This is a genomic window from Streptomyces sp. NPDC005728 (assembly GCF_040630895.1).
GTDB lineage: Bacteria > Actinomycetota > Actinomycetes > Streptomycetales > Streptomycetaceae > Streptomyces.
Genome location: NZ_JBEXYL010000027.1, coordinates 70,610 through 94,716, shown reverse-complemented (window position 1 = coordinate 94,716; position 24,107 = coordinate 70,610). Strand labels below are relative to the sequence as shown.

Below are 24,107 nucleotides of genomic sequence, written 5' to 3'. Positions count from 1 at the left end.
ATGGACCAGGTCTTCAGAGCGCTGGCCGACGACACCCGCAGACGGCTCCTGGACCGGCTGCACGAACACAACGGCCAGACGCTGGGCGAGCTGTGCGAGCGCATCGACATGACCCGTCAGTCCGTCACCCAGCACCTGGCCGTCCTGGAGGCCGCCAACCTGATCAGCACGGTGCGGCGGGGGCGGGAGAAGCTGCACTACCTCAACCCCGTACCGCTCCACGAGATCCAGGAGCGGTGGATCGACAAGTTCGAGCGCCCGCGCCTCAGCGCGCTCGGTGCCGTGAAGCGACGAGCCGAGGAAGCCATGACCGACAAGCCGAGTTTCGTGTACGTCACCTACATCGCGAGCACGCCCGAGAAGGTCTGGGAGGCGCTCACCGATGCCGACCTGACCGCCGCCTACTGGGGGCACCGCAACGTCTCCGACTGGCAGCCCGGCTCGCGCTGGGAGCACGTCCGCACCGACGGTTCCGGTGTCGCCGACGTGGTCGGCCGCGTGGTCGAGACCGAGTACCCGACCCGGCTGGTCACCTCCTGGGCCGCGCCCGATCAGGAGGACCAGGAGGACCGGCACTCCCGGGTCACCTTCGAGATCCGGCCGCACGAGGACATCGTCCGGCTGACCGTCACCCATGAGGACCTCAACGACGAAGGGGAGCGCGCCGACATCGCCCAGGGGTGGCCGGCGGTGCTCGCCAACCTCAAGTCGCTCCTGGAGACCGGCCGCACCATGCCGCAGGCGCCCTGGCAGGTGCCCGGCCGCTGAGGTGCGGGCGCGACGAGGCCGGGCCGCCCGGGCGGACCGGCCTCGCGTTTCTCTTTCGTGGCCTTCACTTCCTTCGAGGGGTCCTCCCTTCCTCGTGTCTTGTCCTTATGGCCTAGGGGCGCTCTTCGCCGCCGTACCGGCGCACATCAGCCCGAGGATGATGGCCAACACGCCGATGATGATGTTGTTGAGGATCACGCCGGTGTCCGGGCTGCTGCCCACGACCCACGGCGCGATGATCATCCAGACACCCATGGCGCATATGGCCCAGCTGAGGCCGTACATCCGCTCGGGGGCCGAGGTGAACCCCAGCGCCAGCAGGCCTATCGCGATGCCCACAATCAGGTTGTGCGTCGCGAGTGCCGGCTGGCTCGTCGTGTAGTGCAGGATCCACGGAGATGCCGCGCAGTACAGGCCGAGCAGGAACACCGGCCCGTCCACCAGCGCCACATCACGACCACCGAGCATGCGGGCATAGCGATCCCGCATCTCGGAGACATCGGGGTGAGTTGTCATGTCACCCCTGTGCGAGACGTTGGCCATGACTCGTCTCCTTCATGACTTTCAGGCCTGACCGCGTCTGGTGCGGTGTGCGGTAAGCGCCGCCTACCCATTTTGCTCTTATTAGCCCTTTATGTGTAGAGGTCGGTCGTGCAGAGGTCGGCGCGCTCCTTCGACCGTGCCGTCGGGCCGGGAGGGAGCCGCCCGAGAGCGGACGGTCCTCAGTCGCGTCCGCGGGCGTGCCGGAAGCGGGCCAGCCCGTCGGCCAGCGCGACGATCGGCTCCGGATACCCGTGGGCGGCCGCCCGCTCCGGGCCTGGCAGCCGCCATGGCTCGTGGACCGCACGACCCTCGATGCCCCTCAGCTCCGGCACCCACCGCCGCACGTACACACCGTCCGGGTCGTATCGTCTGCCCTGGGTGACCGGGTTGAGGACACGGTGGGGCCGGGTGTCGGTGCCCGTACCGGCCACCCACTGCCAGTTCAGCTGGTTGTTGGCCACGTCACCGTCGACCAGCAGCTCCAGGAAGTGCCGGGCGCCCACCCGCCAGTCGACGTACAGCGTCTTGGCGAGGAAACTCGCCGTCAGCAGACGGCCGCGGTTGTGCATCCAGCCCTCGTGCCGCAGCTGGCGCATCGCCGCGTCGACCACCGGGTAGCCGGTACGGCCCTCCCGCCAGGCCTCGATGTCCTCCCGGGCCGTCTCCTGCGACCGCCAACGGTCGTGCCGCGTACGGTAGTCGGCGTCGGCCGCGGCCGGCCGCGCCGCCAGCACCTGGCGGTGGAATTCGCGCCACGCGAGCTGCCGTACGAACGCCTCCGCACCCGGGCCACCGCTCCGGCGTGCCCGCTGGACCAGCTCGACGGGGGACAGCGTGCCGAAGTGCAGGTGCGGGGAGAGCCGGGAGGTCGCGTCGGCGGCCAGGTCGTCGTGCCGGTCCGCGTACGCGGCGACGCCGGTGCGCAGCCAGGCCGTGAGGCGCTTGCGACCCTCCGTCTCCCCGCCGGCGGCCAGTCCCGGCGACACACCCGGCGGTGCGGAACCGGACGGAAGTCCCTCGGACACGATGCCCTCCGGCACGCGCACCGCGCGGGGCGCGGCGCGTACACCCCGCAGCCCCTGCGCCGACCACCTGCGGAAGTACGGCGTGAACACAGCGAAGTGGTCCGAGGCCGCCGGGGTCACCGCGCCGGGGGCCACCGCATCGGTCACCGTGTCGTGCACGTGCAGCCGCCTGCCCTCCGCCGCCAGAGCCCGCCGCAGCCGCCGCTCCCGCGCCTGCGCGTAGGCGCTGACGTCCGCCGCCAGGTGCACCTCGTCGGCCCCGGCCTCCGCCGCCACCCTGCACACCTCCGCGACGACGTCACCGGAGCGCACGACGAGCCGGCCGCCGCGCTCGCGCAGCCCGGCGTCCAGGTCCCGCAGACAGTCCGCGAGGAACGCCAGGCGGTTGGGCACCGCGAATCCCGCGTCGGCCACACCCCGGTCACGGACGAACAGGGGGACGACGTCCCGGGCGCGGTCCAGCGCGGCCCGCAGGGGTGGGTGGTCGTGCAGGCGCAGATCGGCGGTGAACAGAACGACCGAGACGTACATGGTGCGGCTCCGGGGCGCGGGGGTGCGGACGCAGGATGCTCGGGCCCGGCGAGGCGGGCCGGCGCATGCTCCAACGATCCGCGATACGAGACCGGTCGGGTTTTTCTTGACTGCCCTCGCGAGCGGCTGCCACGATCAACGGCATGACGATGCGACTGGACCTCACGCGGCGACGCCATGTCGACCTCGCGCGTGTCTCCAGCGCCTCCTGTCGCACCGCGGCCTGATCGTCCGGCTTCCCCTCCGATCCGCCGCGTCTCTGCTCCGTTCCCCCTTCCTTCCCCGCCTGAATTCCCCTGCGTTCGGCGCGCACGGCAAGCGGCGTGCACGGAGAACACCACCGAGCAGTTCCGCAACAGGAGTTCCGCACGCTCTCCGGGCGCCCGCCCTCGCACCGGCGCCCAGGCACCCCGAAAGAGGCACCTCATGGCCACCGTCCTGTCCGTCTCCGGCAGTCCCTCCGCCTCCTCCCGCACCGGACGTCTGCTGCGCCATCTGGACCAGAGGCTGATGGCCCAGGGACACCAGGTGGTCCCGCTCGACGTCCGGACGATCCCGGCCGAGGCCCTGCTCGGCGCGGACTTCCGGCACCCGGCCATCGTCGAGGCGACCGAGGCGTTCGCCCGGGCCGACGGCGTCGTCGTCGGCACCCCTGTCTACAAGGCGTCGTACTCCGGAGTACTCAAGGCGCTCCTCGACCTGCTGCCTCAGCACGCGCTCACCGGCAAGACGGTGCTGCCGCTCGCCACCGGCGGCTCCACCGCGCACGTCCTCGCCATCGACTACGCGCTGCGCTCGGTCCTCAACTCCATGGGCGCCGCCCACATCGTCCAGGGCTGGTTCACCCTCGACAAGGACCTCACCGTGCGGGAGGACGGCTCGCTCACCGTGGCCCCCGCCACGGCCCAGGCCCTGGGACAGGTCGTCGACCAGTTCTCGGCGGCCCTGGACCGCACCACCCCGGTGCTGGCGGCGGCGAGCTGACCACCAGGGCCGCCCCTCGCAACTCCCCACCGCACAGCCGGAACGGAGACCCCCGTGTCCCTCACCTTCCACTGGTTCCTGCCCACCAACGGCGACAGCCGGCACGTCGTCGGCGGTGGTCACGGCACCCCGGCCACCGCCTCCGGCCGTGACCGGCCGCCGACCGTGGCCTACCTGAGCCAGATCGCCCGGGCCGCCGAGGACCTGGGATTCGTCGGCGCGCTCACCCCGACCGGCGCCTGGTGCGAGGACGCGTGGCTGACCACCGCCATGGTCAGCCAGAACTCCGAGCGGCTGAAGTTCCTGGTCGCCTTCCGGCCAGGCTTCGTCTCGCCGACGCTCGCCGCGCAGATGGCGTCCACCTTCCAGCGGCAGACCGGCGGGCGGCTCCTGCTCAACGTGGTCACCGGCGGCGAGAGCCACGAGCAGCGTGCCTACGGCGACTTTCTCGACAAGGACGACCGCTACCGCCGTACCGGCGAATTCCTGCACATCGTGCGGGAGTTGTGGGAGGGCAAGAGTGTCTACCTGCGCGGGGAGCACCTCCAGGTCGAGGACGCGAGGCTGACCCGGGTGCCCGATCCGGTGCCCGGGGTCTACTTCGGCGGCTCCTCGCCGCTCGCCGGGGAGGTCGCCGCCCGGTATGCCGACGTCTACCTGACCTGGGGCGAGCCGCCCGCGCAGGGCGCGGAGAAGATCGCCTGGATCAGGGGACTGGCAGCACAGCACGGCCGTACCCTGCACTTCGGCATCCGGCTGCACGTCATCACCCGGGACACCTCCGGGCAGGCCTGGGCCGAGGCGGACCGGCTGCTCGACGGCTTCGACACGGAGACCGTACGGTCGGTCCAGGCGGGCCTGGCGCGCAGCGAGCCCGAGGGGCAGCGGCGCATGCTCGCCCTGCACGGCGGCAGCCGCGACGGCCTGGAGATCCACCCCAACCTCTGGGCCGGCATCGGGCTGGTGCGCGGCGGCGCGGGCACGGCTCTGGTCGGCAGCCACGACGAGGTCGCCGAGCGGATCGAGGAGTACCACGCCCTCGGCATCGACGAGTTCGTCCTCTCCGGCTACCCGCACCTGGAGGAGGCGTACTGGTTCGGCGAGGGCGTACTGCCCCGGCTGGCCGCGCAGGGGCTGTGGCGGCATCCCGGCAGCGGCACCGCCGCTCCTGCTCCCTCGGCGCAGGTGCCGTTCGCGAGCTGACCGGCAGCTCGGCCCGGTTCCGGCTCCCGCTTCCGGCTCCTGCTCCCAGCCTGGCTGCAGCGACCGCTTCCGGTTCAGGCCCCCGCGCCGGCCCCGCTGCCGCCCGGCTCGCCGGCCAGCGCGCGCAGGTGCGCTTGCCGGGTCTCCGCCGTCTGACCCTGCACCAGCAGGAACAGCCCCTCGCGGGCCAGGCGCTGGGCGGGGCTGGTGAGGGACATCGCGCGGCCGCCGCCGGCCACCACCGCCGCGGTGGTGGCCGCGCCCAGGACCTCGTACGCCTCCGCCCGCACGGCCAGCCGCTCCCCGGTCCGCTCCTGCGGCGCGGGGTCGTCGGCCAGGGCGTAGGCCCGGCGGCGGACGTCGGCGAGGCGGGCGCGCAGGGGGCCGCAGGACTCCTCGTCCAGCAGGGACAGCGCCGCCTCCGCGATGCCGAAGACCGCCGGGTTGGCATGGAGCGTCCGGGCCCGGTCGCCGGGCGCCCACCGCTCGTACGGCGTCCGCAGCGCCACCGCCTCCTCGGGCACCCGCAGACCGTCCAGCTCCAGTGACACCGTGCGGGTGGCGGTGAGAGCCGCGAGGCGCAGCGGCGCAGAGGCCCGCAGGCCCGGCTGGTCGCGTGCCTCGACGAAGGCGAACAGGGCCTCGCCCGCCTCGGTCACCCCGGCGAGCAGCATGACGTCGTTCAGGCCCCATCCGGTGTACCAGGGGACGGTCCCGTCGAAGCGCCAGCCGGCGCTCTCCCGCCGGACCCGCACCGGGATGCGCGGGTACGCCCGCAGATGCGCGTACGCCACCCCGGACAGCAGTTCGCCGCGCGACAGGGGTCCCAACAGGCGCTCCCGTAGGGGCAGTTCGGCCTTCGTGAGGGTCTGTACCGGCGTGTGGTGCTGCGTCTGCACGAACCACGTCGAGCAGCACGCCCCGGCCAGGATCTCCGCGGTCTCCCGCAGCACGGCCGGCGGCGCCCCCGAGCCGCCGTACTCGGCCGGTGCGACCACTCCGAGCAGCCCCGACCTCTTCACCGCCTCGATGTGGCTCGCGGGGACGCCTTCCTGGTCCACCCGCTCGGCCTCGGGGACGAGCAGATCGGCGGCGAGTCTCCGTGCGCGGACGACGAGCGGATGTGCGGTGGCGGTCATGCGGACGATTCTTCCGAAGACCCTCGCCGAAGTTCTCTTCCGGGTGTGTGGCGCGTGACCCTCGTCACCTGGAGCGATAAACGGAATTTACTTGGGTACCTGAAAGGTTGGCATCTACATCTGACCGTGCGAGACCTAGGCTCGGGCCGACCAGCCCGGGCACCACCAGCGAGGCCCCTGTGAACCACGTCGCCCCCGAGCAGCCCGCCGACATCGTGGCCCGGCTGCGCGCCACCTTCCGCACCGGCCGCACCAAGCCCGTCGAGTGGCGCACCGGCCAGCTCCGGCGCCTGCGCGCGATGCTCACGGAGAACGGCGCAGACCTCGCCGCCGCCCTCCGCGAGGATCTGGGCAAGAGCAGCGCCGAGGCCTACCGCACCGAGATCGACTTCACCGTCCGGGAGATCGACCACACCCTCGAGCACCTCGACGAGTGGCTGCGCCCGGAGCCGGCACCCGTCCCCGCGCACCTCGGCGGCGACGCCTCGGCCTGGACGCAGTACGACCCGCTCGGCGTCGTCCTCGTCATCGCGCCCTGGAACTACCCGGCCCAGCTGCTGCTGGCCCCCATGGTCGGCGCGCTGGCCTCCGGCAACGCGGTCGTGGCGAAGCCGAGCGAGCTGGCCCCGGCCACCTCGGCCGCGCTGGCCAAGCTGATCCCCGCCCACCTCGACACCGACGCGGTCGCCGTGGTCGAGGGCGGGATCCCGGAGACCACGGCCCTGCTCGCCGAGCGCTTCGACCACATCTTCTACACCGGCAACGGCACCGTGGGCCGCATCGTGATGCGGGCCGCCGCCGAGCACCTCACCCCCGTCGCCCTCGAACTGGGCGGCAAGTCCCCGGTGTTCGTCGACCGGGGCACCGACCTCGCCGTGGTCGCCGACCGGCTGGCCCGCGGTAAGTTCCTCAACGCGGGCCAGACCTGTGTGGCCCCCGACTACGTCCTCACCGACCCGGAGACCGCCGCCGCCCTGGAGCCCGCGCTGGTCCGCGCCGTCGAGGCCCTCTTCGGCACCGACCCGGCGCACGCGCCCGAGTACGGCCGGATCATCAACGAGCGCCACTTCGACCGGCTCGCCGCCCTGCTCGACTCGGGCCGGGTGGCGGTCGGCGGCGGCAGCGACCGTACGGACAAGTACATCGCGCCGACCGTGCTCGCGGACGTCGACCCCGCCTCGCCCGTGATGCAGGAGGAGATCTTCGGGCCGATCCTGCCGATCGTCACCGTGCCCGGCCTGGACGCGGCGATCGGCTTCATCAACGACCGCGACAAGCCGCTCGCACTGTACGTCTTCACCGAGTCCGACGAGACGCGCGGGCGCATCGCCGCAGAGACCTCCTCCGGCGGCCTCGGCTACGGCCTGCCGCTCGCCCATCTCACCGTCTCCGACCTGCCGTTCGGCGGCGTGGGGGAGAGCGGCATGGGCAGCTACCACGGGCGCTACTCGATCGAGACGTTCAGCCACCGCAAGGCCGTGCTGGCCAAGCCGCTCGGCTGAACCGACGGTTCTGGGGCGGGTGTGCGAGACTCCGCCGATGACCGCTGAAACGATCACCGCGGACGCCTCCGGCACCTTCGAGCTCGGCGACCTGCCCGTCCACCGCATCGGCTTCGGTGCGATGCGGCTGACGGGCAGCGCCGCCTTCCACCTGGGCACCCCCAGCGACCGCGCACGCTCGATAGCCGTCCTGCGCAGGGCCGTGGAACTCGGTGTGAACCACATCGACACGGCCGCGTTCTACTTCTCCGCCCTGCGCTCCGCCAACGAACTCATCAACACCGCACTCGCCCCGTACGCCGACGACCTGGTCATCGCCACCAAGGTCGGTCCCTTCCGCGACTGCTCCGGCGAGTGGGGCACCTCACGGCCCGACCAGCTGCGCGGGCACGTGGAGGAGAACCTGCGCCAGCTCGGCCGCGACCACCTCGACCTCGTCTACCTGCGCCGGATGCGCCAGGACTCCATCGCCGAACACTTCGGCGCCCTCGCCGAGCTGCGCGAGGCTGGCCTGATCCGGCATCTCGGCATCTCGGCGATCCAGCCCCGGCACCTGACCGAGGCGTCGGAGATCGCCCCCGTCGTCTCCGTGCAGAACCGGTACGCGCTGGACGTCCCGGACCCGCAGGCCGACGAACTCCTGCGGATGTGCGGCGAACGGGGCATCGCCTTCGTGCCCTACTTCGCCGTCGCGGGCGAGGGCGCCGAGCGCGGCGCGGCCGGGACGCGCAACGTCGACGAGGTGCTCGCCGTCGCCCGCGCGCACGGCGTCAGCCCCGCGCAGATCCGCACCGCCTGGACCCTGCACCAGGGCCCGCACGTCCTCGCCATCCCCGGCACCGGCAACCCGGACCACCTGACGGAGAACGTCGCCGTGGGCGCCCTGGGGCTCACGGCCGAGGAGCTGGAGCGGCTGAACGCAGTGCACACCGAGGCCGGCTGAGAGATCGCCGGGCAGGGGGCCGTCGGGCAAGGGCTGCGGGCGGCGCGCCCGCAGCCGTCCGGGCATCGTCGGCGGCCCCGTGCGCCATGGCCATCGGGGCGCACGGTCGTAGCCGTCACCCGGATGACTACGATGGTGTAGACGGTCTTCCGCAGTGCAGAAGAAGACGGGGTGAGGAACGTTCCCATGACCGATGCCAAGGACGAACGCCGGCCGGCCGGCGAGCTCGAAGCGAGCGTCATGGCCGCGCTCTGGGCCGCCGGCGCGCCCCGGACACCCGGCCAGGTCCAGCTGAGCCTCGGCGCGGACCTCGCCCGTACGACGGTGACGACGATCCTCACCCGCCTGTACGACAAGGGCATGGTCGAGCGGCAGCGCCAGGGCCGCGGCTACGCCTACTTCCCGCTCCAGGACGCCCAGGGCCTCACCGCCCGCCGCATGCACACCGAACTCGACCGGGACAGCGACCGCGAGACCGTCCTCGCCCGCTTCGTCGCCCAGCTCAGCCCCGACGACGAACGCATCCTGCGCGACCTCCTCGAAGCCGACTACTGATGACCGCCCTGCTCCTGCTGCCCCTGGTACTGCCGTTCGCCCTCCCGGCACTGGCCCGCCGGGCGCTGGACCGGCTCGCACCGGCCGCGGCGCTGTGGGCGATCACCGCCTGCGCGGTCGTCCTCGCGGGCTGCTCGCTGGCCGCGCTCGGCGCGTTCGTCCTGACCGGGCTGCTCAAGCTGCCGCTGTTCGCCGGGCTCGGCGAACTGATCCACCCGCTGCACACCGCCTCGGACCTCGTCGTCCTCCCGGCCGCCGCGACCTCCGTCGGCGTCCTCGCCGTTTGCGGCTGGACCCTCGGCCGCTCGGTCCTGCACCAGACCCGTGCCTTCCGGGCCGCCCGCGCCGAGGCCGGGAGCGGACCCGCCGCGGGCGATCTGTGCGTGGTGGACTCGCCCCACCCGGACGCGTACGCCCTGCCCGGGCGCCCGCACCGCATCGTCGTCACCACCGCCATGCTGCGCAGCCTCGACGGCGCCGAGCGTGAGGCGCTGTTCGCCCACGAGCGGGCCCACAACGAGGGCGGCCACCACTACTTCCTCGCCGCCGCCGAACTCGCGGCCCACTGCCACCCCGCGCTGCGCCCGGTCCGCGAGACCGTCCGGCTGGCCGCCGAGCGCGCGGCCGACGAGGCCGCCGCGGCCTGCGTCGGCGACCGGCGCCTGACCGCCCGCGCCATCGCCCGCGCCGCCCTCGCCGGCCAGGCCGCCCGCTCCGGGCGCCCCGCCTTCGCCGCAGCCGCGACGACGGGTCCCGTCCCGCAGCGCGTCCAGGCCCTCCTGGCGGCGCCCCGGACCGCGCACCGCACCGGCAGGCGCGCCGCCGCCCTCCTGCTCGCCTGCACCGCCGTCTCCTGCGTGGCCGCGGTGACCGGGACGGCCGACTTCCACCACCGGGTCGAGATCGCCCAGGGCGAGGAAAAGCGCTGATCGACGGGGCCTCGGGCCCAGCTGGACCCGCCCTTGCGGCAGGTGACTGGCGCCCACGAAGTTTTACGTATAACCTCACCCGCTAACCACCTCCACCGGAAGGTCCCGATGCGACGCGTTGCCCTGGTCACCCTCGTCGTGGACGACTACGACGAGGCCGTCCGCTTCTACACCGAGGCTCTCGGATTCCGGGTGGCCGAGGACGAGGCCCGGGCGGACGGCTCCCGCTGGGTCGTCGTGGAGCCCGGCACCGCCGCGGACGGCCACGGCACCGGCCTGTTGCTGGCCCGCGCCAAGGACGAGGACCAGCGCGCCCGGATCGGGGACCAGACCGGCGGGCGGGTCGGGTTCTTCCTGCACACCGACGACTTCGCCCGCGATCACGCCCGCATGGCCGCCGCCGGTGTGACCTTCCTGGAGGAGCCGCGCCACGAGCCGTACGGCTCGGTCGCCGTCTTCCAGGACCTCTACGGCAACCGCTGGGACCTGCTCCAGCCTGCCGACTGAGCTTCCTCCGCCGCACGCTCCTTCCGCCGCTTCGAACCACCCGCTCAAGGAAAGACCCGCCATGACTGCTACGCGCGTAGACGCCGAAGTGATCCGCCGCCTGCCCAAGGCCGTCCTGCACGACCACCTCGACGGCGGCCTGCGCCCCGCCACCGTCGTCGAGCTCGCGGCCGCGGTCGGCCACACCCTGCCCACCACCGACCCCGACGAGCTGGCCGCCTGGTACTTCGAGGCCGCCAACTCCGGCGACCTGGTCCGCTACATAGCCACCTTCGAGCACACCCTCGCCGTGATGCAGACCCGCGAGGGCCTGCTGCGCGTCGCCGAGGAGTACGTCCTGGACCTCGCCGCCGACGGCGTCGTCTACGCCGAGGTGCGCTACGCGCCCGAGCTGAACACGGCGGGCGGCCTGACGATGAACGAGGTCGTGGAGACCGTCCAGGAGGGCCTCGCCGCCGGTATGGCCAAGGCGGCCGCCGCCGGGACGCCCGTCCGCGTCGGAACCCTGCTGTGCGGCATGCGGATGTTCGACCGCGTCGCCGAGGCGGCCGAGCTGGCCGTCGCCTACCGCGACGCCGGTGTCGTCGGGTTCGACATCGCCGGCGCCGAGGACGGCTTCCCGCCCGCCGACCACCTGGCCGCCTTCGAGCACCTGCGCCGCGAGAGCGTGCCCTTCACCATCCACGCCGGCGAGGCGCACGGCCTGCCCAGCATCCACCAGGCCCTCCAGGTGTGCGGCGCCCAGCGCATCGGGCACGGCGTGCGGATCACCGAGGACATCGTCGACGGCAAGCTCGGCCGGCTGGCCGGCTGGGTGCGCGACCGCCGGATCCCGCTGGAGATGTGCCCGACCTCCAACCTCCAGACCGGCTGCGCCACCTCGATCGCCGAGCACCCCATCACCGCGCTGAAGGACCTCGGCTTCCGGGTCACCCTCAACACCGACAACCGTCTGGTCTCGGGGACGACGATGACCCGGGAGATGACCCTGCTGGTCGAGGAGGCCGGCTGGAGCGTGGAGGACCTGCGCACGGTCACGGTGAACGCCGTCAAGAGCGCGTTCATCCCGTTCGACGAGCGCAAGGCCCTCGTCGAGGACGTTGTCCTGCCGGGTTACGCGGCAGCGCTCTGAAACAGCCCCCTGAGGTAGGCGGCCTGTCCGACGTGCTGAAGGCCGTCGGACAGGACGCTCACCAGGCGCACGCCCAGGCTGACCGGGGGATCCCAGCGCTCGTCCACGATCTGTTCGAGATCCTTGGCGGCGAGTCCGCGCAGGGCCCCGAGGGTCTGCTCGTGGACGGCGTCGCAGTACCCGGTCAGCAGGCCGGCCGACTCGACGCGCACCTTCGCGACCTTCGCGGGACTGTGCCCGAAGCCCGTGTCGTGGCGGGGCAGGTCGAGGCCGAAGCGCTTCTCCCAGTCCTCGGACAGCCACACCTGGTCGAGGCCGAAGGCGTCGGCGACGTGGTCGTCCTGCACCCTGGTGAGGTGCCAGACCAGCCAGGCGATGGAGTTGGCGCCGTGGGCCGGACTGCGGTGCAGCTCGTCCGGTCCGAGGCCGTCGAGGGCGGCATGGACTTCTTCCTGGATGCGGCCGTAGCCGTCGATGAGGATGTCCTTCGCATGCATGCGTCCACCATCGCGCATCGCGCGCGGTCATGCGTCCGGAATCCAGCTCCCGTGGAAGCCGAGGGGCACCCGCCCCGGCAGGTGCACCCGCGCCACGGGCTCGCCGGTGAAGTCCTGCGCCGCGAGGACCACCAGGTCGGCGGCGCCCCGGTCGGGATTGTGGACGTACGCGATCGCGTATCCGTCGTCCTCCACCGCCTTCCTGTCACCCGGTCGGCGCGGCACGAAGACGGCCTCGCCCGCCGCGGCGCCGCGGGACAGCCGGTGCACCTGGGTCGTGCCGCGTAGCAGGTCATGCTTGATGAGCGCGTTGGAGAAGGCGCGGTCCGGCGGGTTTCCGCCGTCGGGGGTCAGATACGCGAGCGTCATGTCGGCGGCCGCCGCCGAGTAGCCGTACCGGTGCCGGCGGGAGACCAACGCCTCGTTCACGCGCGGGAACTCCTGCGGCCGGTCGTCCAGCACCCGCTGCCGTACACGCCCGTGGCGCAGATCGATCGTCCAGCGTTCGAGCTTCGCCGTGCCCGCCCCGTACGGCCCGTCGGAGCCGCGCCCGGCGACGTGGAACGGCGCCGGATAGGTCGTCAGGTCGACGACCACGGACGAGCCCTCGTCGTAGGCGTTGAGCGTGTGCGAGTAGTAGACCGGGTCGATGCCGAACCAGCGCACCGGGCCGCCCGTCCGCCGCATGACCCCCACTCGGGTCGGGTGCTCGCGGTTCCAGACGTACGGCACGAGTGCTCCGCGTTCGGCCGCCGCCGGGTCGAAGGTGATCGGGAGGTCGAAGACGACGACATGCTTCTCGGTGAGCGCGAAGTCGTGCATCATCGGCGCGTCCGCCACCGGGATCCGCGTCGTGCGGGCGATCCGCCCGGCGGGGTCCACGACCAGGTGCCGGACGTGGTCCCAGGTGGGGTAGTAGGCGATCGCGTGGAGTTCACCGGCGTGCGCGTCGTACTTGGTGTGCGCGGTGAACGCCCCCTCCAGGGTGCCCCGGAAGTCGTGGGTGCCCACCGTGTTCAGCTCGCCGTCGAGTTCGTACGGCAGCGGACCGCTCTCCTGGAGCGCGAGGATCCGCCCCCGGTACGGGATGACATGCGTGTTGCAGGGGAAGTCGTCCGGCGGCACCGGCCCCGGGTAGGGCTCGCCGAGTTTCTTCGCCACCTGCGAGGACCGCACCCACCGGTTGCGGTACCACTCCGCCCTCCCGTCCCGCAGCCGGACGCCGTGCACCATGCCCTCGCCGAGCATCCAGTGGTGCGCACGGGGGTCCTCAAGACCGAGGACGTTGGGGCCGTTGCGCAGAAAACGGCCGTTCAGCTCGCGGGGGATCCGGCCGGTGACCGGCAGGTCGAAGGCCGTCAGTTCCTCGGTGACCGGCTCGAACGCTCCCTCCAGAAAGGGAAAGTGACGTTCCGTCGCGGGCCGCGCCGAGCGGGCCGCGGCCTGGTGACCCGCCGTCCCGACGAGTGCACCCGCCGCCGCGATCCCGGCCGTGCCCCGCAGCACCGTCCGCCGTGTGTGTTCCGCCATCTTCCTGCTCCTGACCGTCGTCGACGTGACTGACGGTCACGAGTCTGCGGCGCCGGGCGGGCGGAATCAGGTGGCCTGGGACCCGTTCCGGGGTGGTGCCAGGCCCCCTGTTTCGAGGAGCGTGACCAGGGCGCGGGCCGCCGGGCCCGTGGCCCGCTCCGGCGGCAGCAGGACCACGGTCTCGTACTCCGTCTCGCCCGTGCCCTTCAGCGGAAGCGCGGTGAGCGAGGGCCGCTTGTGCCGGAAGTGCCGGGGCACGACGGCGATGCCGAGGTTCTCGTCGACCAGGTCCAGCAGGCTGTGCACGTCGTTGACCTCCAGCGCGACCGTGCGCCGGACACCGGCCGCCGCGAACGCGGAGTCGGTGGCGCGGCGCGGCCCCCAGTCCGGGTGGAAGTCCACGAAGACCTCACCGGCCAGATCGTCCGGCGTGAGTACCGCGCCGGCCGAGGCGAGCCGGTGACTGGGATGGCACAGGACGGTCATCGGCTCACTCGTCAGCGGCACCGAGCGCAGCTGGTCGCCGTCCGCCCGGGTGCGGTAGGCGAAGGCCAGGTCCAGCCGCCCGGCCGCGACCTCCTCGGCCAGCTCGCCCGACCCCGCCTGCCGCAGCCGGATCTCCACGTCCGGATGCCGCCGCCGGAAGGCCGCCAGCAGCTGCGCCACATGCACCCCCGCGATGCACTGCTCGGTGCCCAGCGCCAGCGTGCCGCGCAGCACGCCCTGCACCGCCGCCACCGCCTCGTGCGCCGAACGCACCTGTGCCAGGATCCGCTCGGCCTCCACCAGCAGGGCGCGCCCCGCCTCGGTGAGCGTCACCCGCCGGGTGGTCCGCACGAACAGCGGCGCCCGCAGCTCCCGCTCCAGCGCCCGGATGGACGCCGACAGACCGGACTGGGACACCATCAGGCGTTCGGCGGCCCGGGTGAAGTGCTGGTCCTCGGCGACCGCGATGAAGTGCTGGAGATGGCGCAGTTCCACGATTGAGAAGCCTAGCCGCACAATTCCATCGGATTCTTCTGTTGGACCGCTGTACGTTGCCCGGGGAAGAGTGGGAAGCGGTTTCCCGGAGCCGGACGCTCCCGGGAGCCGGGAAGACCGTGTGCCAACCCCTCTGGAGTCCCGTTGTACACCGCACACCCCGACCGTTACGCCGACATGCCCTACCGGCGCACCGGACGCAGCGGCCTGAAACTCCCCGCGCTGTCGCTCGGCCTGTGGCACAACTTCGGGCCCGACCGGCCCGTCGAGACCCAGCGCGCCATCCTCCGCCGCGCCTTCGACCTCGGCGTCACCCACTTCGACCTGGCCAACAACTACGGCCCGCCGCCCGGCGCCGCCGAGTCCGCGCTGGGCGAGGCTCTGAAGGCCGACTTCACGCCGTACCGCGACGAGCTGGTGATCTCCACCAAGGCCGGCTACCTGATGTGGCCCGGGCCGTACGGCGAATGGGGCTCGCGCAAGTACCTGCTGTCCTCGCTCGACCAGAGCCTGGCACGGATGGGCCTGGACCACGTCGACATCTTCTACTCGCACCGCCCCGACCCGGACACTCCGCTGGAGGAGACGATGGGCGCCCTGCACACCGCGGTGCAGCAGGGCAAGGCGCTCTACGTCGGTGTCTCCAACTACTCGGCGGAGCAGACCCGCGAGGCCGCGCGCATCCTGGGCGAACTCGGGACCCCGCTCCTGATCCACCAGCCGCGCTACTCGATGCTCGACCGGCGCCCCGAGGACGAGGGCCTGCTGGACGCCCTGGACGAGCTGCAGGCCGGCTCCATCGTGTACTCCCCGCTGGAGCAGGGACTCCTCACCGGCCGCTACCTCGACGGCATCCCCGAGGGCTCCCGGGCCGCGAGCGACAGCCCCTTCCTGAACTCGGACGCCGTCACCGAGGACCTGGTCGGCCGCCTGCGGGCCCTGGACGAGATCGCCAAGTCCCGCGGCCAGACCCTGGCCCAGCTGGCCCTGGCCTGGGTGCTCCGGGGCGGCCGGGTCACCTCCGCCCTGGTCGGCGCGAGCAGCCCGCAGCAGATCGAGGACAGCGTCGGCACGATCCGCAACCTGGACTTCGAGGACGAGGAACTGGCGCGGATCGACGCGATCGTCCGGCCGTAGTCCGCTCGCCGACTTCCCGGAGGCGGACCGCCGCCTCCGGGTCGACGGCGTACAGCGGTGTGGCACCCCGCCGCCACCGGTGGCGGGGAGGGGACGGGGGTCACAGTCGCTCCTGGAGGCGTACGGTCACCGTGTCGCCCTCGGCCTTGCCGATCGCCTTGCGTACGTCGCCCTTCACGGGCAGCTTGTGCGTGCCGTCGCCCAGCGCCATGAAGGAACTCCGGAAAGGGTGGCCGTCGACCGTGCCGCGGATCTTGACCAGTCCGCGGGTGCCGAAGAATTCGGCGGACCGCGGCCAGACCACATACGTCCAGCCGCCTTTCTCCGGGCTTTTGCGCAGGACCGCGGTGAATTCCTCGTCCAATTCCCCCGCGGTGCCCGTGTTCCTGCCGGTGTTGTTCATGAGGGTCTCCGCTCGCAGTGATCTTTTTCCGGGTCGCCCGTGGATCCGTTCCCGGGCCTTTCCCGGACCTGACCGCCGCGAGCGGGAAAACTCATCGCGGCTCGGATTCAGGCCGCCGGCAGCCGGTCCAGGAAGCCCAGCACCTGCCGGATCCGGCCCTCGCCGTCCAGCGTGACCACGTCGAACCCGGCCACCGGCGCCGAGCCGTCCGCCTCGTTCACCAGCTCCCAGCCGAAGCGCACGGTGTCGTGGTGCCCGTCCACCGCGCCGAGGGGACGGAACGCGAACCCCGGGAACTGCTCATGGGCTGCGGTGATCACGGCCGCGATCTGGTCGTGCCCGCTGACATCGGCGAGCGGGTCGGTGTAGCTGCCGTCCGCGGTCCAGGCCGCGGCGACCGCCTTCCGCAGGGCCTCCGGCTCGGTGGCGTTCCAGGCCTCGAAGTAACGGGCGACGGCGCTCTCGTAACTGTTGGTGTTCACGGTCATGGCGAATCAGCCTCCATCGAGGTCGTCTCTGCTGGTCAGAACCCGGATTCGGGGTTTCGCCGATCCGGTGTGACCACCATGCCCGAGCGGCGGCGGCCGGGTCGATTACCTCCCGGGTAATGACCGGGCTCCGGAGGGCCGGTGCATTTTCGGCCAGAACGGACGGTGAATATGCCAAGAGACTGGCCGGAAAGACATGGTGACAGTGTTTCGGGAGTGGCGATACTCGAACGTCAGGGGCACTTTCACCGCACAGGAGCCGCACGGAAAGCGAGGGCCGCGCCGGCACACCGGCGAGACGTTCGGGGGAGTGATCGTGCACGACGAATTCCTGTGCCATGTCACCGCGTACGGCACGTGCGGCGGACAGCGTATCGGCGTACCGCTCGGCACCTATCGCGCGCCGACCCTGGCACTGGCCCTGTGGTGGTTACGGGACCGTGCGTCCTGGATCGCCGAGCGGCTCGACCCGAGCCCGGAACAGCCCGCCTATCCCGCGGGCGCGCTCGTCCCGGTCGCGGACGCGGTCGCCGACGTACCCGCGCTGCTGCGCGCCTGGTGTGCCGACGTGGTCCAACAGGAGCTGGTGGCGGATGAGTTGGCGGGCGGGCGACTGGTGCGCATCGCCGCGAGCGACGACACCACCGAGTACGAGCTGCTCGCCGAGTCCGTCGACGCGCTGCGCATACAGCGCACCCTCCCGGCGCTCGTCGTTCCCGTCGCCTGACACGTGCCACGGCGGATGCCGTACCTCCTGGATCGCCAGGCCCCCCGGGCGCATACATGAGCTAATCGGTAGAATTCTGACCATGGCGGAGCGACCGGTCGCCCCGACGGCGGTCGACCTCGTCCTGGAGACCGACACCGGCTCCACGGTGATGAGCCCGGGCCACGACTACCACGTCGGGCGTGATCCGTTGAGTGACATCGTGTTCGACGATGCGCGGGTCTCGTGGCACCACGCGGTGCTGCGCTGCGACCACGACCAGTGGACGCTCGAGGACGCACGGAGCACCAACGGCACCTACGCCGACGGCCGCCGCATCCAGGAATGGGACGTCCGCCCCGGCAGCGTCATCCGCTTCGGCAACCCCGACGACGGCCCACGAGCCGTCCCGCTCGGCCCGCTCGCACCGGCAGCCGACCGCCCCTCGGCCGTGTCGCATCCCGAGCTGACCGGGACCTTCCGCACCCCCAGCAGCGTGCGGCCGCTGCCCGCGCACACCGTCCGCATCGGCCGAGACACGGGCAACGACCTCGTCATCGACGACCTGACCGTCTCCCGTCACCACGCCGAACTGCGTGCCCACGCCGACGGCGGCTTCGAGATCGTCGACCTCGGCAGCCACAACGGCACCCACCTCAACGGCCGGCCCGTCACCCGCGCCCCGGTAGGCCCCGGCGACATCATCGGCATCGGCCACATCGCGTACTGCCTGGTCGGCGACGAACTCCGGGAGTACGTCGACAGCGGCGAGATCTCCCTCGATGTGCAGGACCTCACGGTCGCCGTCGACGACGGCAGCCGCGTCCTCCTCGACCACGTCTCCTTCCCGGTCGGGGCGAAGTGCCTGCTCGCCGTGGTCGGACCGAGCGGCGCCGGCAAGTCCACGCTGCTGAACGCCCTCACCGGCCAGCGGCCCGCCGACCACGGCACCGTCCTGTACGACGGCCGCGACCTGTACCACGACTACGCCGAACTGCAGGGACGAGTCGGCCTGGTCCCGCAGGACGACATCCTGCACCCCCAGCTCACCGTGCGCGCCGCCCTGTCCTACGCCGCCGAGCTGCGCTTCCCCGAGGACACGGCGAAGGCCGAACGGCGGGCGCGGGTGGACGAGGTGATCGGGGAACTGGGCCTCGGACAGCACGCCGAACAGGCCGTGCACACCCTCTCCGGCGGGCAGCGCAAGCGGGTCAGCGTGGCCCTGGAGCTGCTGACCAAGCCGTCGCTGCTGTTCCTGGACGAGCCGACCTCCGGTCTCGACCCCGGCATGGACCGGTCGGTGATGCACATGCTGCGCGGTCTCGCCGACGACGGCCGCACCGTCATCGTGGTCACCCACAGCGTCCTCAGCCTCGGCGTCTGCGACCGCCTCCTCGTGCTCGCCCCCGGCGGCCGGATCGCCTACTACGGCCCGCCCGACGACGCCCTCGCCTTCTTCGGCTTCGCACAGTGGCCGGAGGCCTTCGAGGCTTTCGACCGTGACCAGGACCGGGACTGGGCCGGGGAGTTCCACGACTCGCCGTTCCACCGGCACTACGTCACCGAGGCCACCACCCAGCCCCGCCGGCCGGACCTCGCACCGGCCGCCCCCGCGCCACCGCCACGCCCCCGCAGCCGGGCAGCGCAGCTCGCCACCCTGGTCCGCCGCTACACCGCCGTCCTCGCCGCCGACCGCACCTTCCTCGCCGTCATGATCGCCCTGCCGTTCGTGATGGGTGCCATGGACCGGGCCCTCGCGGGCGGGAAGCTGACCCAGGACACCGCGATGAACGCACTGCTCATCCTGTGTGTCGGCGCCGTGCTCACGGGCGCCGCCAACGGGGTGCGCGAACTCGTCAAGGAACGCGCGGTCTACCGGCGCGAACGCGCCGTCGGCCTGCCCAGATCGGCGTACCTGATGTCCAAGGTCGTGGTGCTCGGCACCATCACCGTCGTCCAGGCCGTCGTGCTCACCCTGGTCGCCCTGCTCGGCGTCGACCTCAACGCCCCGGGCGGACAGGGCGTCCTGTTGCCGCCCCTGGCCGAGATCACTCTGGCCGTCGCCCTGCTGTCCTTCACCGCGATGATGCTCGGTCTGCTGATCTCCGCGCTGGTGCGCAAGGAGGAGGTGACGATGCCGCTGCTGGTGCTGCTCGCCGTCGTCCAGGTCGTCTTCTGCGGTGCCCTGCTCCCGCTGCACGACGTGCCCGGCCTGGAACAGCTGTCCTGGCTGGTGCCCTCGCGCTGGGCGTTCGGTGCCATGGCCGGCACGGTCGGGCTCGCCCGGATCGTCCCCGGCGACCTGACTGCCGACCCCCTGTTCCGCCACTCGGTCGACGTGTGGCTGCTGAACCTCGGCCTGCTGCCGGTCCTGGCCGCCTGCTGCGGGCTCCTGGTCTACCGGCTGCTGCGCCGGCACGAACCCGCCGTGATGCGGAAGCAGGCTGAGCGATGACGAAACAGCCACCCCTCGGATTCAGGCCCACGCACGTCGTCCCGCCGAACGGGATGCCGGCCTGGGAGGCACCGGACCCGGCCCGGCCGACGATGCCCCTCGACCCGCTGCTGCCCGTGGTGCTCGTGGAGCGGCTCGGTGAATGGGCACACATCCGCTGCGCCAACGGCTGGGCCGCCTGGGTCGACGGGCGCCGCCTGGTCACCGTACCCCTGGATCCGCCCGCCGCCGGGAGCCCGCCCGCCGGCACCGCCGACCCGGAGCCCCTGCTGGCCCGCGCCGAACAGGCCCTGGCCGAATACCGGTCGGCCGTGGCGGAACTCGCGGCAGGCGCCCTGGACGGGCAGTCCTTCGGGGAACGGACCCGCGGACTGCGGATCGGGGTCGTCGTCGACGGCGAGTCCATGTGGCTGTACGACTCCGAGGAGGGACGGTGGCTGTATGCCGACGGACGGCGGCTGCACACCTACGCCACCGACCGGGCCGCGTCGGACGAGGGCTCCGGGCACGCCCCCACCCGGTTCGCCGCCCCCAAGGGTGAGCTCTGATGTCGCGCCAGGCCAGCCTGTCCTCCCGCCGGCCCTCGCAACTGATCGGGTGCCAGATCGCCAGCTACCTCATCGAGAGCGAGGTCGGCCGGGGCGGCATGGCCGTCGTCTACCGCGCCCGCGACCTGCGCCTGGACCGCAGGGTCGCGCTCAAGCTCCTCGCCCCGGAACTGGCCCGCAACGACACCTTCCGCAAGCGTTTCACCCACGAGTCCCAGGTGGCGGCCTCGATCGACCACCCGCACATCGTGCCCGTCTTCGAGGCCGGCGAGACGGAAGGCGTGCTCTACATCGCCATGCGCTACGTCTCCGGCAGCGATCTGCGTCATCTGCTCGACGAGCACGGGCCGCTGCCGTTCGACGCCGCCGTGCGCATCGCCTCGCAGGTGGCCTCGGCGCTCGACGCCGCCCACGAACACGGGCTGGTCCACCGGGACGTGAAGCCAGGCAACATCCTGGTCGCCCGGGGCACCGACAGTGACCACCCCGAGCATGTCTACCTGACCGACTTCGGGCTGACCAAGAAGTCGCTGTCCCTGACCGGGTTCACCAGCGTCGGCCAGTTCGTCGGCACCCTCGACTACGTGGCCCCGGAACAGATCTCGGGTCGCCCTGTCGACGGCCGCTGCGACGTCTACGGCCTCGCCTGTGTCGTCTACGAGACCCTGGCCGGGCACCCGCCCTTCCTGCGTGAGGACGACATGGCCCTGCTGTGGGCCCACCAGTACGACGAACCGCCGCCGCCGAGCGAGGCCCGCGCGGATCTTCCCCCGGCCGTCGACGCCGTGTTCACCAGGGCTCTCGCCAAGAGCGCGGACGCCCGCTACGACACCTGCCTCGACTTCGTCGCCGCTCTGCGCGCCGCCCCGGCCGGCACCCCCGGCGACGGCCAGCCGGACACGGAGACCGGCCTGCGGACGCCGATCGAACCCCCGCGCCCACCGGACTGGGCCGAACCCGTCTTCCGGCAGGGCCTGCCCTAGGTCGTCTCCACCTTGCCCCGCCGGTGCACCGGCCGGGCCAGCAGTGCGCCCAGGAAGCCGGCGGCCAGACCCCACAGCGCGCCGAGGCCCACCGCCTGCCACAGCCGGGGCTGGAGGAACACCTCCCCGGACAGGCCACCGCCCAGATCGCCGATGCCGAGCAGCGACAGGCCGTAGTGTGCCGAGACCCGGCAGAGCAGACAGATCATGAACACCGTCACGGCCACCGCCACGGCCAGGCGCAGGGCGTGCTGCCAGGCCCGGACACGGGCCGGCGAACGCACCGCCGCCAGGAAGGCCACCGTCGGCAACAGCACCGCGTCCGTGACCAGCAGCCACCACATCCCGCTGTCGTAGTCGGTGAGCGTGTGCAGGTTCAGCGTGGCGACGTCGGAGGTGCGCAGGATCTCGTCCAGCACATGGGGCATCGGCAGCCCGAACGAGCCGTCCACACGGCCGTGCCAGGTGGCGCCCTGACCGAGGGTGAGGGCGAGCCAGACCAGATTGGGCAGGCCGAGCAGGATCACCGCGAACGTCTCGGCGACGTGCCCGCGCCGCGCCATCGACACCAGTGTGACGACGAGCCCCAGGACGACGTAGCAGAGCAGCAGGACGACCATCGCGTGCGCGGCCGGGCGCACCGGCTCCTGGAAGCGCAGCAGCGGCCCCGGCAGCGGCGCTCCGGGCACGACCAGCAGGGCCAGCACCAGGACCCCGGCCAGCCACACCAGCCCGAACAGCACGGTCAGCGGCATGTCCGTGGTGAACCCGACCTTCGGTGCGGTGTCGAACAGGTCGGCGAGATCGCTGAGAGTGCCGTTGTTCACGTTCACCGCGAAGGTCTGCCGCGCGGCGAGGGCGAGGCCGATCAGCGCGAGCAGCCACAGCACCGCGATCCGGGCGGCCCAGCCGGCCAGCTCCCGGGCCGAGGCGACCGCCCGGTGCCGCAGCGGCCGCAGGAAGCCCGCGCCGATCGCCAGGGCGCCGACGAGGGTCACCGACAGCGGGATCACCGTGAGGTCGGCCCCGGTCCGGGCGAGCGCGCCCGCGTTGCCGGAGAGTTCGAGGGTGCCGCCGACCGCGGCCACCACCGTCGCCATCACCACCCGGACGAAGGCGCCGTCCGGCAGGCCTGCCGCTCCGGCCGCCCACAGACCCAGCGCGGCGCACACGACCATGACGGCCAGCCCGGTCAGGACCGCGGCCACGGCCTGCACCCAGCCATGGCGGGCGACGGGCCGCGCGGCGACGGTCGGAGGGCTCACCCTTGCCACGCTAAGCAGCAACCGGGCACCCCGCCCGCCGGGTGGCCCGTCCGCGTCGGCTTGCGAGGCACCTGGGGCAAGAGCACACAATGGTATGAGTGCATTAAATGCATGGCAAGCGAGACGTTCCGACACAAGCCGCGCTTCGCGACGGGAAGAAGCACCCCGTGAGCGTCGAACCTCCGTCATCCGGCCGCCCGACCGGACCGCCTTCCGGCCCTCTCTCGGGACCTTCCCAGCCCCCCGCCGGCCCCCCTGCACCACCACCGGGCGGCGGCTCCGGGGCAGGGGACGAAGGTCCGCAGCAGCCGTGGTGGAGATCTGTGCCCCGCATGGCCGTGCTCACCACAGTCGTGGTCGTCGCTGTCGTCGCGGCGATGATCCTCACCCGACCCGGCGGCGGCACCACCGCCCAGAGCGGCGAGATCTTCCTGCAGTCGGCGAGCAAGTCCGGCCCGGACCCCTTCACGGAGTCGACCGTGACGGACAGTGCCAAGAGTCCGCCCCGGGCGGCGACCACGTCTCCGCCGACCACCCCCCGGACGACCGCCCCCGGGACGCAGACCGGCCCGGCGGCCACCTCCGCACCTCCCCAAACCCAGGTGCGCGGGGTCGGCGGCGGTGTCCCGGGCCTCTACAGCGGGGCCCAGAACCGTCCCAGCTGCGATGTCGAGAAGCAGATCAGGGCCCTCCAGGCCGACCAGGCCAAAAACCGCGCGTACGCCTCCGAATCCGGTGTGCAGGCCTCTTCCGTCCCCTCCTATCTTCGCTCGCTGACCCCCGTGACGCTGCGCGCCGACACCCGCGTCACCAACCACGGCTACCACGACGGCTCCGCCACCACCTACCAGGCCGTCCTCCAGTCGGGCACCGCCGTCCTGGTGGACAACCACGGCGTACCTCGGGCGCGCTGCGCCTGCGGCAACCCGCTGACCACGCCCGTAGCCCAGCGCACCACTCCGCGGCAGACGGGCGATCACTGGGTGTCTTACCAGTCTGCGAACGTCGTCGCCGTGCGACCGGCACCGGTCGTCGTCAACGTCTTCGTGATCTACGACCCCGGGGACGACCGCTGGTTCCACCGCCACACCGGCGACATGGGCCGCCACGACCAGTACGCCAAGCCGCCGGCGGCCCCTTGGCAGCCGGATGAGCAGCAGAAGCCGGATGAGCAGCAGAAGCAGGACGAGCAGCAGAAGCAGGACGAGCAGCAGAAGCAGGATCAGCAGAAGCAGGATCAGCAGCAGAAGCAGGATCAGCAGAAGCAGGATCAGCAGCAGAAGCAGGATCAGCAGCAGAAGCAGGATCAGCAGCAGAAGCAGGATCAGCAGCAGAAGCAGGATCAGCAGAAGC

General features: G+C 72.2%; 25 protein-coding genes. 16 read left to right on the top strand and 9 right to left on the bottom strand.

Going from position 1 to position 24,107, the window contains the following annotated elements:
• Positions 1 to 768 (top strand): metalloregulator ArsR/SmtB family transcription factor, encoded by a 768-nt coding sequence (locus tag ABZ471_RS20175; protein ID WP_359068145.1) that lies wholly within the window; start codon positions 1 to 3, stop codon positions 766 to 768.
• A 105-nt stretch (positions 769 to 873) separates the two neighbouring features.
• Here ABZ471_RS20175 and ABZ471_RS20170 read toward each other — a convergent pair whose 3' ends face one another.
• Positions 874 to 1,311, bottom strand: a complete 438-nt coding sequence (locus ABZ471_RS20170) for an SPW repeat protein (RefSeq protein ID WP_359068136.1) — start codon at positions 1,309 to 1,311, stop codon at positions 874 to 876.
• Positions 1,312 to 1,490: 179 nt separating this feature from the next.
• Positions 1,491 to 2,867, bottom strand: a complete 1,377-nt coding sequence (locus ABZ471_RS20165; RefSeq protein WP_359068135.1) for a deoxyribodipyrimidine photo-lyase — start codon at positions 2,865 to 2,867, stop codon at positions 1,491 to 1,493.
• Between the two features lie 143 nt (positions 2,868 to 3,010).
• On the opposite strand from ABZ471_RS20165, the gene ABZ471_RS20160 reads away from it, so the two are divergent.
• The 3 genes from ABZ471_RS20160 to ABZ471_RS20150 all read left to right on the top strand — a co-directional run bounded on the left by ABZ471_RS20160 (position 3,011) and on the right by ABZ471_RS20150 (position 5,054).
• Positions 3,011 to 3,094, top strand: a complete 84-nt coding sequence (locus tag ABZ471_RS20160) for a putative leader peptide (RefSeq protein ID WP_351348119.1) — start codon at positions 3,011 to 3,013, stop codon at positions 3,092 to 3,094.
• A gap of 199 nt (positions 3,095 to 3,293) precedes the next feature.
• Positions 3,294 to 3,851: an NADPH-dependent FMN reductase gene (ssuE, locus tag ABZ471_RS20155; protein WP_359068134.1), complete on the top strand. Its 558-nt coding sequence runs from the start codon at positions 3,294 to 3,296 to the stop codon at positions 3,849 to 3,851.
• Positions 3,852 to 3,905: 54 nt separating this feature from the next.
• Positions 3,906 to 5,054, top strand: coding sequence for an LLM class flavin-dependent oxidoreductase (locus tag ABZ471_RS20150; protein WP_359068133.1), 1,149 nt, complete (start codon positions 3,906 to 3,908; stop codon positions 5,052 to 5,054).
• A 74-nt stretch (positions 5,055 to 5,128) separates the two neighbouring features.
• On the opposite strand, the gene ABZ471_RS20145 is transcribed toward ABZ471_RS20150, so the two are convergent.
• Positions 5,129 to 6,193, bottom strand: a complete 1,065-nt coding sequence (locus ABZ471_RS20145) for an acyl-CoA dehydrogenase family protein (RefSeq protein ID WP_359068132.1) — start codon at positions 6,191 to 6,193, stop codon at positions 5,129 to 5,131.
• A 179-nt stretch (positions 6,194 to 6,372) separates the two neighbouring features.
• On the opposite strand from ABZ471_RS20145, the gene ABZ471_RS20140 reads away from it, so the two are divergent.
• The 6 genes from ABZ471_RS20140 (at position 6,373) to ABZ471_RS20115 (ending at position 11,761) form a co-directional block, all read left to right on the top strand.
• The gene (locus ABZ471_RS20140) at positions 6,373 to 7,695 is read left to right on the top strand and encodes an aldehyde dehydrogenase family protein (protein WP_359068131.1); all 1,323 of its coding nucleotides are present in this window, start codon (positions 6,373 to 6,375) and stop codon (positions 7,693 to 7,695) included.
• A gap of 37 nt (positions 7,696 to 7,732) precedes the next feature.
• Entirely contained in the window at positions 7,733 to 8,638 is a 906-nt protein-coding gene (locus tag ABZ471_RS20135; protein ID WP_359068130.1) for an aldo/keto reductase, read from the top strand.
• A gap of 186 nt (positions 8,639 to 8,824) precedes the next feature.
• Complete coding sequence (locus tag ABZ471_RS20130) at positions 8,825 to 9,193, top strand: BlaI/MecI/CopY family transcriptional regulator (RefSeq protein ID WP_359068129.1); 369 nt, start codon at positions 8,825 to 8,827, stop codon at positions 9,191 to 9,193.
• Positions 9,193 to 10,122 (top strand): M48 family metalloprotease, encoded by a 930-nt coding sequence (locus ABZ471_RS20125; protein WP_359068128.1) that lies wholly within the window; start codon positions 9,193 to 9,195, stop codon positions 10,120 to 10,122. Before ABZ471_RS20130 ends, ABZ471_RS20125 begins: the two co-directional genes overlap by 1 nt.
• 108 nt (positions 10,123 to 10,230) lie before the next feature.
• The gene (locus ABZ471_RS20120; RefSeq protein WP_359068127.1) at positions 10,231 to 10,629 is read left to right on the top strand and encodes a VOC family protein; all 399 of its coding nucleotides are present in this window, start codon (positions 10,231 to 10,233) and stop codon (positions 10,627 to 10,629) included.
• 61 nt (positions 10,630 to 10,690) lie between these two features.
• The gene (locus ABZ471_RS20115) at positions 10,691 to 11,761 is read left to right on the top strand and encodes an adenosine deaminase (protein ID WP_359068126.1); all 1,071 of its coding nucleotides are present in this window, start codon (positions 10,691 to 10,693) and stop codon (positions 11,759 to 11,761) included.
• Here ABZ471_RS20115 and ABZ471_RS20110 read toward each other — a convergent pair.
• From ABZ471_RS20110 to ABZ471_RS20100, 3 genes are all read right to left on the bottom strand, one after another.
• Entirely contained in the window at positions 11,743 to 12,258 is a 516-nt protein-coding gene (locus ABZ471_RS20110; protein WP_359068125.1) for a DUF664 domain-containing protein, read from the bottom strand. The genes ABZ471_RS20115 and ABZ471_RS20110 overlap by 19 nt on opposite strands.
• Before the next feature lie 27 nt (positions 12,259 to 12,285).
• A complete protein-coding gene (locus ABZ471_RS20105; RefSeq protein ID WP_359068124.1) occupies positions 12,286 to 13,788 on the bottom strand; it encodes a carotenoid oxygenase family protein in 1,503 nt (500 codons plus the stop codon).
• A gap of 66 nt (positions 13,789 to 13,854) precedes the next feature.
• Positions 13,855 to 14,769, bottom strand: a complete 915-nt coding sequence (locus tag ABZ471_RS20100) for a LysR substrate-binding domain-containing protein (RefSeq protein WP_359068123.1) — start codon at positions 14,767 to 14,769, stop codon at positions 13,855 to 13,857.
• 144 nt (positions 14,770 to 14,913) lie between these two features.
• On the opposite strand from ABZ471_RS20100, the gene mgrA reads away from it, so the two are divergent.
• On the top strand, positions 14,914 to 15,906 hold the full coding sequence (gene mgrA, locus ABZ471_RS20095) for an L-glyceraldehyde 3-phosphate reductase (protein ID WP_359068122.1): 993 nt from the start codon (positions 14,914 to 14,916) through the stop codon (positions 15,904 to 15,906).
• A gap of 100 nt (positions 15,907 to 16,006) precedes the next feature.
• On the opposite strand, the gene ABZ471_RS20090 is transcribed toward mgrA, so the two are convergent.
• Entirely contained in the window at positions 16,007 to 16,309 is a 303-nt protein-coding gene (locus ABZ471_RS20090; RefSeq protein ID WP_359068121.1) for a DUF1905 domain-containing protein, read from the bottom strand.
• Positions 16,310 to 16,416: 107 nt separating this feature from the next.
• A complete protein-coding gene (locus ABZ471_RS20085) occupies positions 16,417 to 16,797 on the bottom strand; it encodes a nuclear transport factor 2 family protein (RefSeq protein ID WP_359068120.1) in 381 nt (126 codons plus the stop codon).
• 316 nt (positions 16,798 to 17,113) lie between these two features.
• Between ABZ471_RS20085 and ABZ471_RS20080 the strand changes: the two genes are divergently transcribed.
• From ABZ471_RS20080 to ABZ471_RS20065, 4 genes are all read left to right on the top strand, one after another.
• The gene (locus ABZ471_RS20080; protein ID WP_359068119.1) at positions 17,114 to 17,524 is read left to right on the top strand and encodes a hypothetical protein; all 411 of its coding nucleotides are present in this window, start codon (positions 17,114 to 17,116) and stop codon (positions 17,522 to 17,524) included.
• An 82-nt stretch (positions 17,525 to 17,606) separates the two neighbouring features.
• Positions 17,607 to 19,958: an FHA domain-containing protein gene (locus tag ABZ471_RS20075; RefSeq protein ID WP_359068118.1), complete on the top strand. Its 2,352-nt coding sequence runs from the start codon at positions 17,607 to 17,609 to the stop codon at positions 19,956 to 19,958.
• Positions 19,955 to 20,506, top strand: a complete 552-nt coding sequence (locus ABZ471_RS20070) for a hypothetical protein (protein ID WP_359068117.1) — start codon at positions 19,955 to 19,957, stop codon at positions 20,504 to 20,506. The genes ABZ471_RS20075 and ABZ471_RS20070 overlap by 4 nt, the downstream gene beginning before the upstream one ends.
• Positions 20,506 to 21,489 carry a serine/threonine-protein kinase gene (locus ABZ471_RS20065; protein WP_359068116.1) on the top strand — a complete coding sequence of 328 codons (984 nt, stop codon included), beginning with the start codon at positions 20,506 to 20,508 and terminating at the stop codon, positions 21,487 to 21,489. Before ABZ471_RS20070 ends, ABZ471_RS20065 begins: the two co-directional genes overlap by 1 nt.
• Here ABZ471_RS20065 and ABZ471_RS20060 read toward each other — a convergent pair.
• Positions 21,486 to 22,754, bottom strand: coding sequence for a streptophobe family protein (locus tag ABZ471_RS20060; protein WP_359068115.1), 1,269 nt, complete (start codon positions 22,752 to 22,754; stop codon positions 21,486 to 21,488). The genes ABZ471_RS20065 and ABZ471_RS20060 overlap by 4 nt on opposite strands.
• 167 nt (positions 22,755 to 22,921) lie before the next feature.
• On the opposite strand from ABZ471_RS20060, the gene ABZ471_RS20055 reads away from it, so the two are divergent.
• Positions 22,922 to 24,107: DUF6777 domain-containing protein (locus tag ABZ471_RS20055; protein ID WP_359068114.1), on the top strand; the 1,186-nt coding region annotated here is incomplete at its 3' end.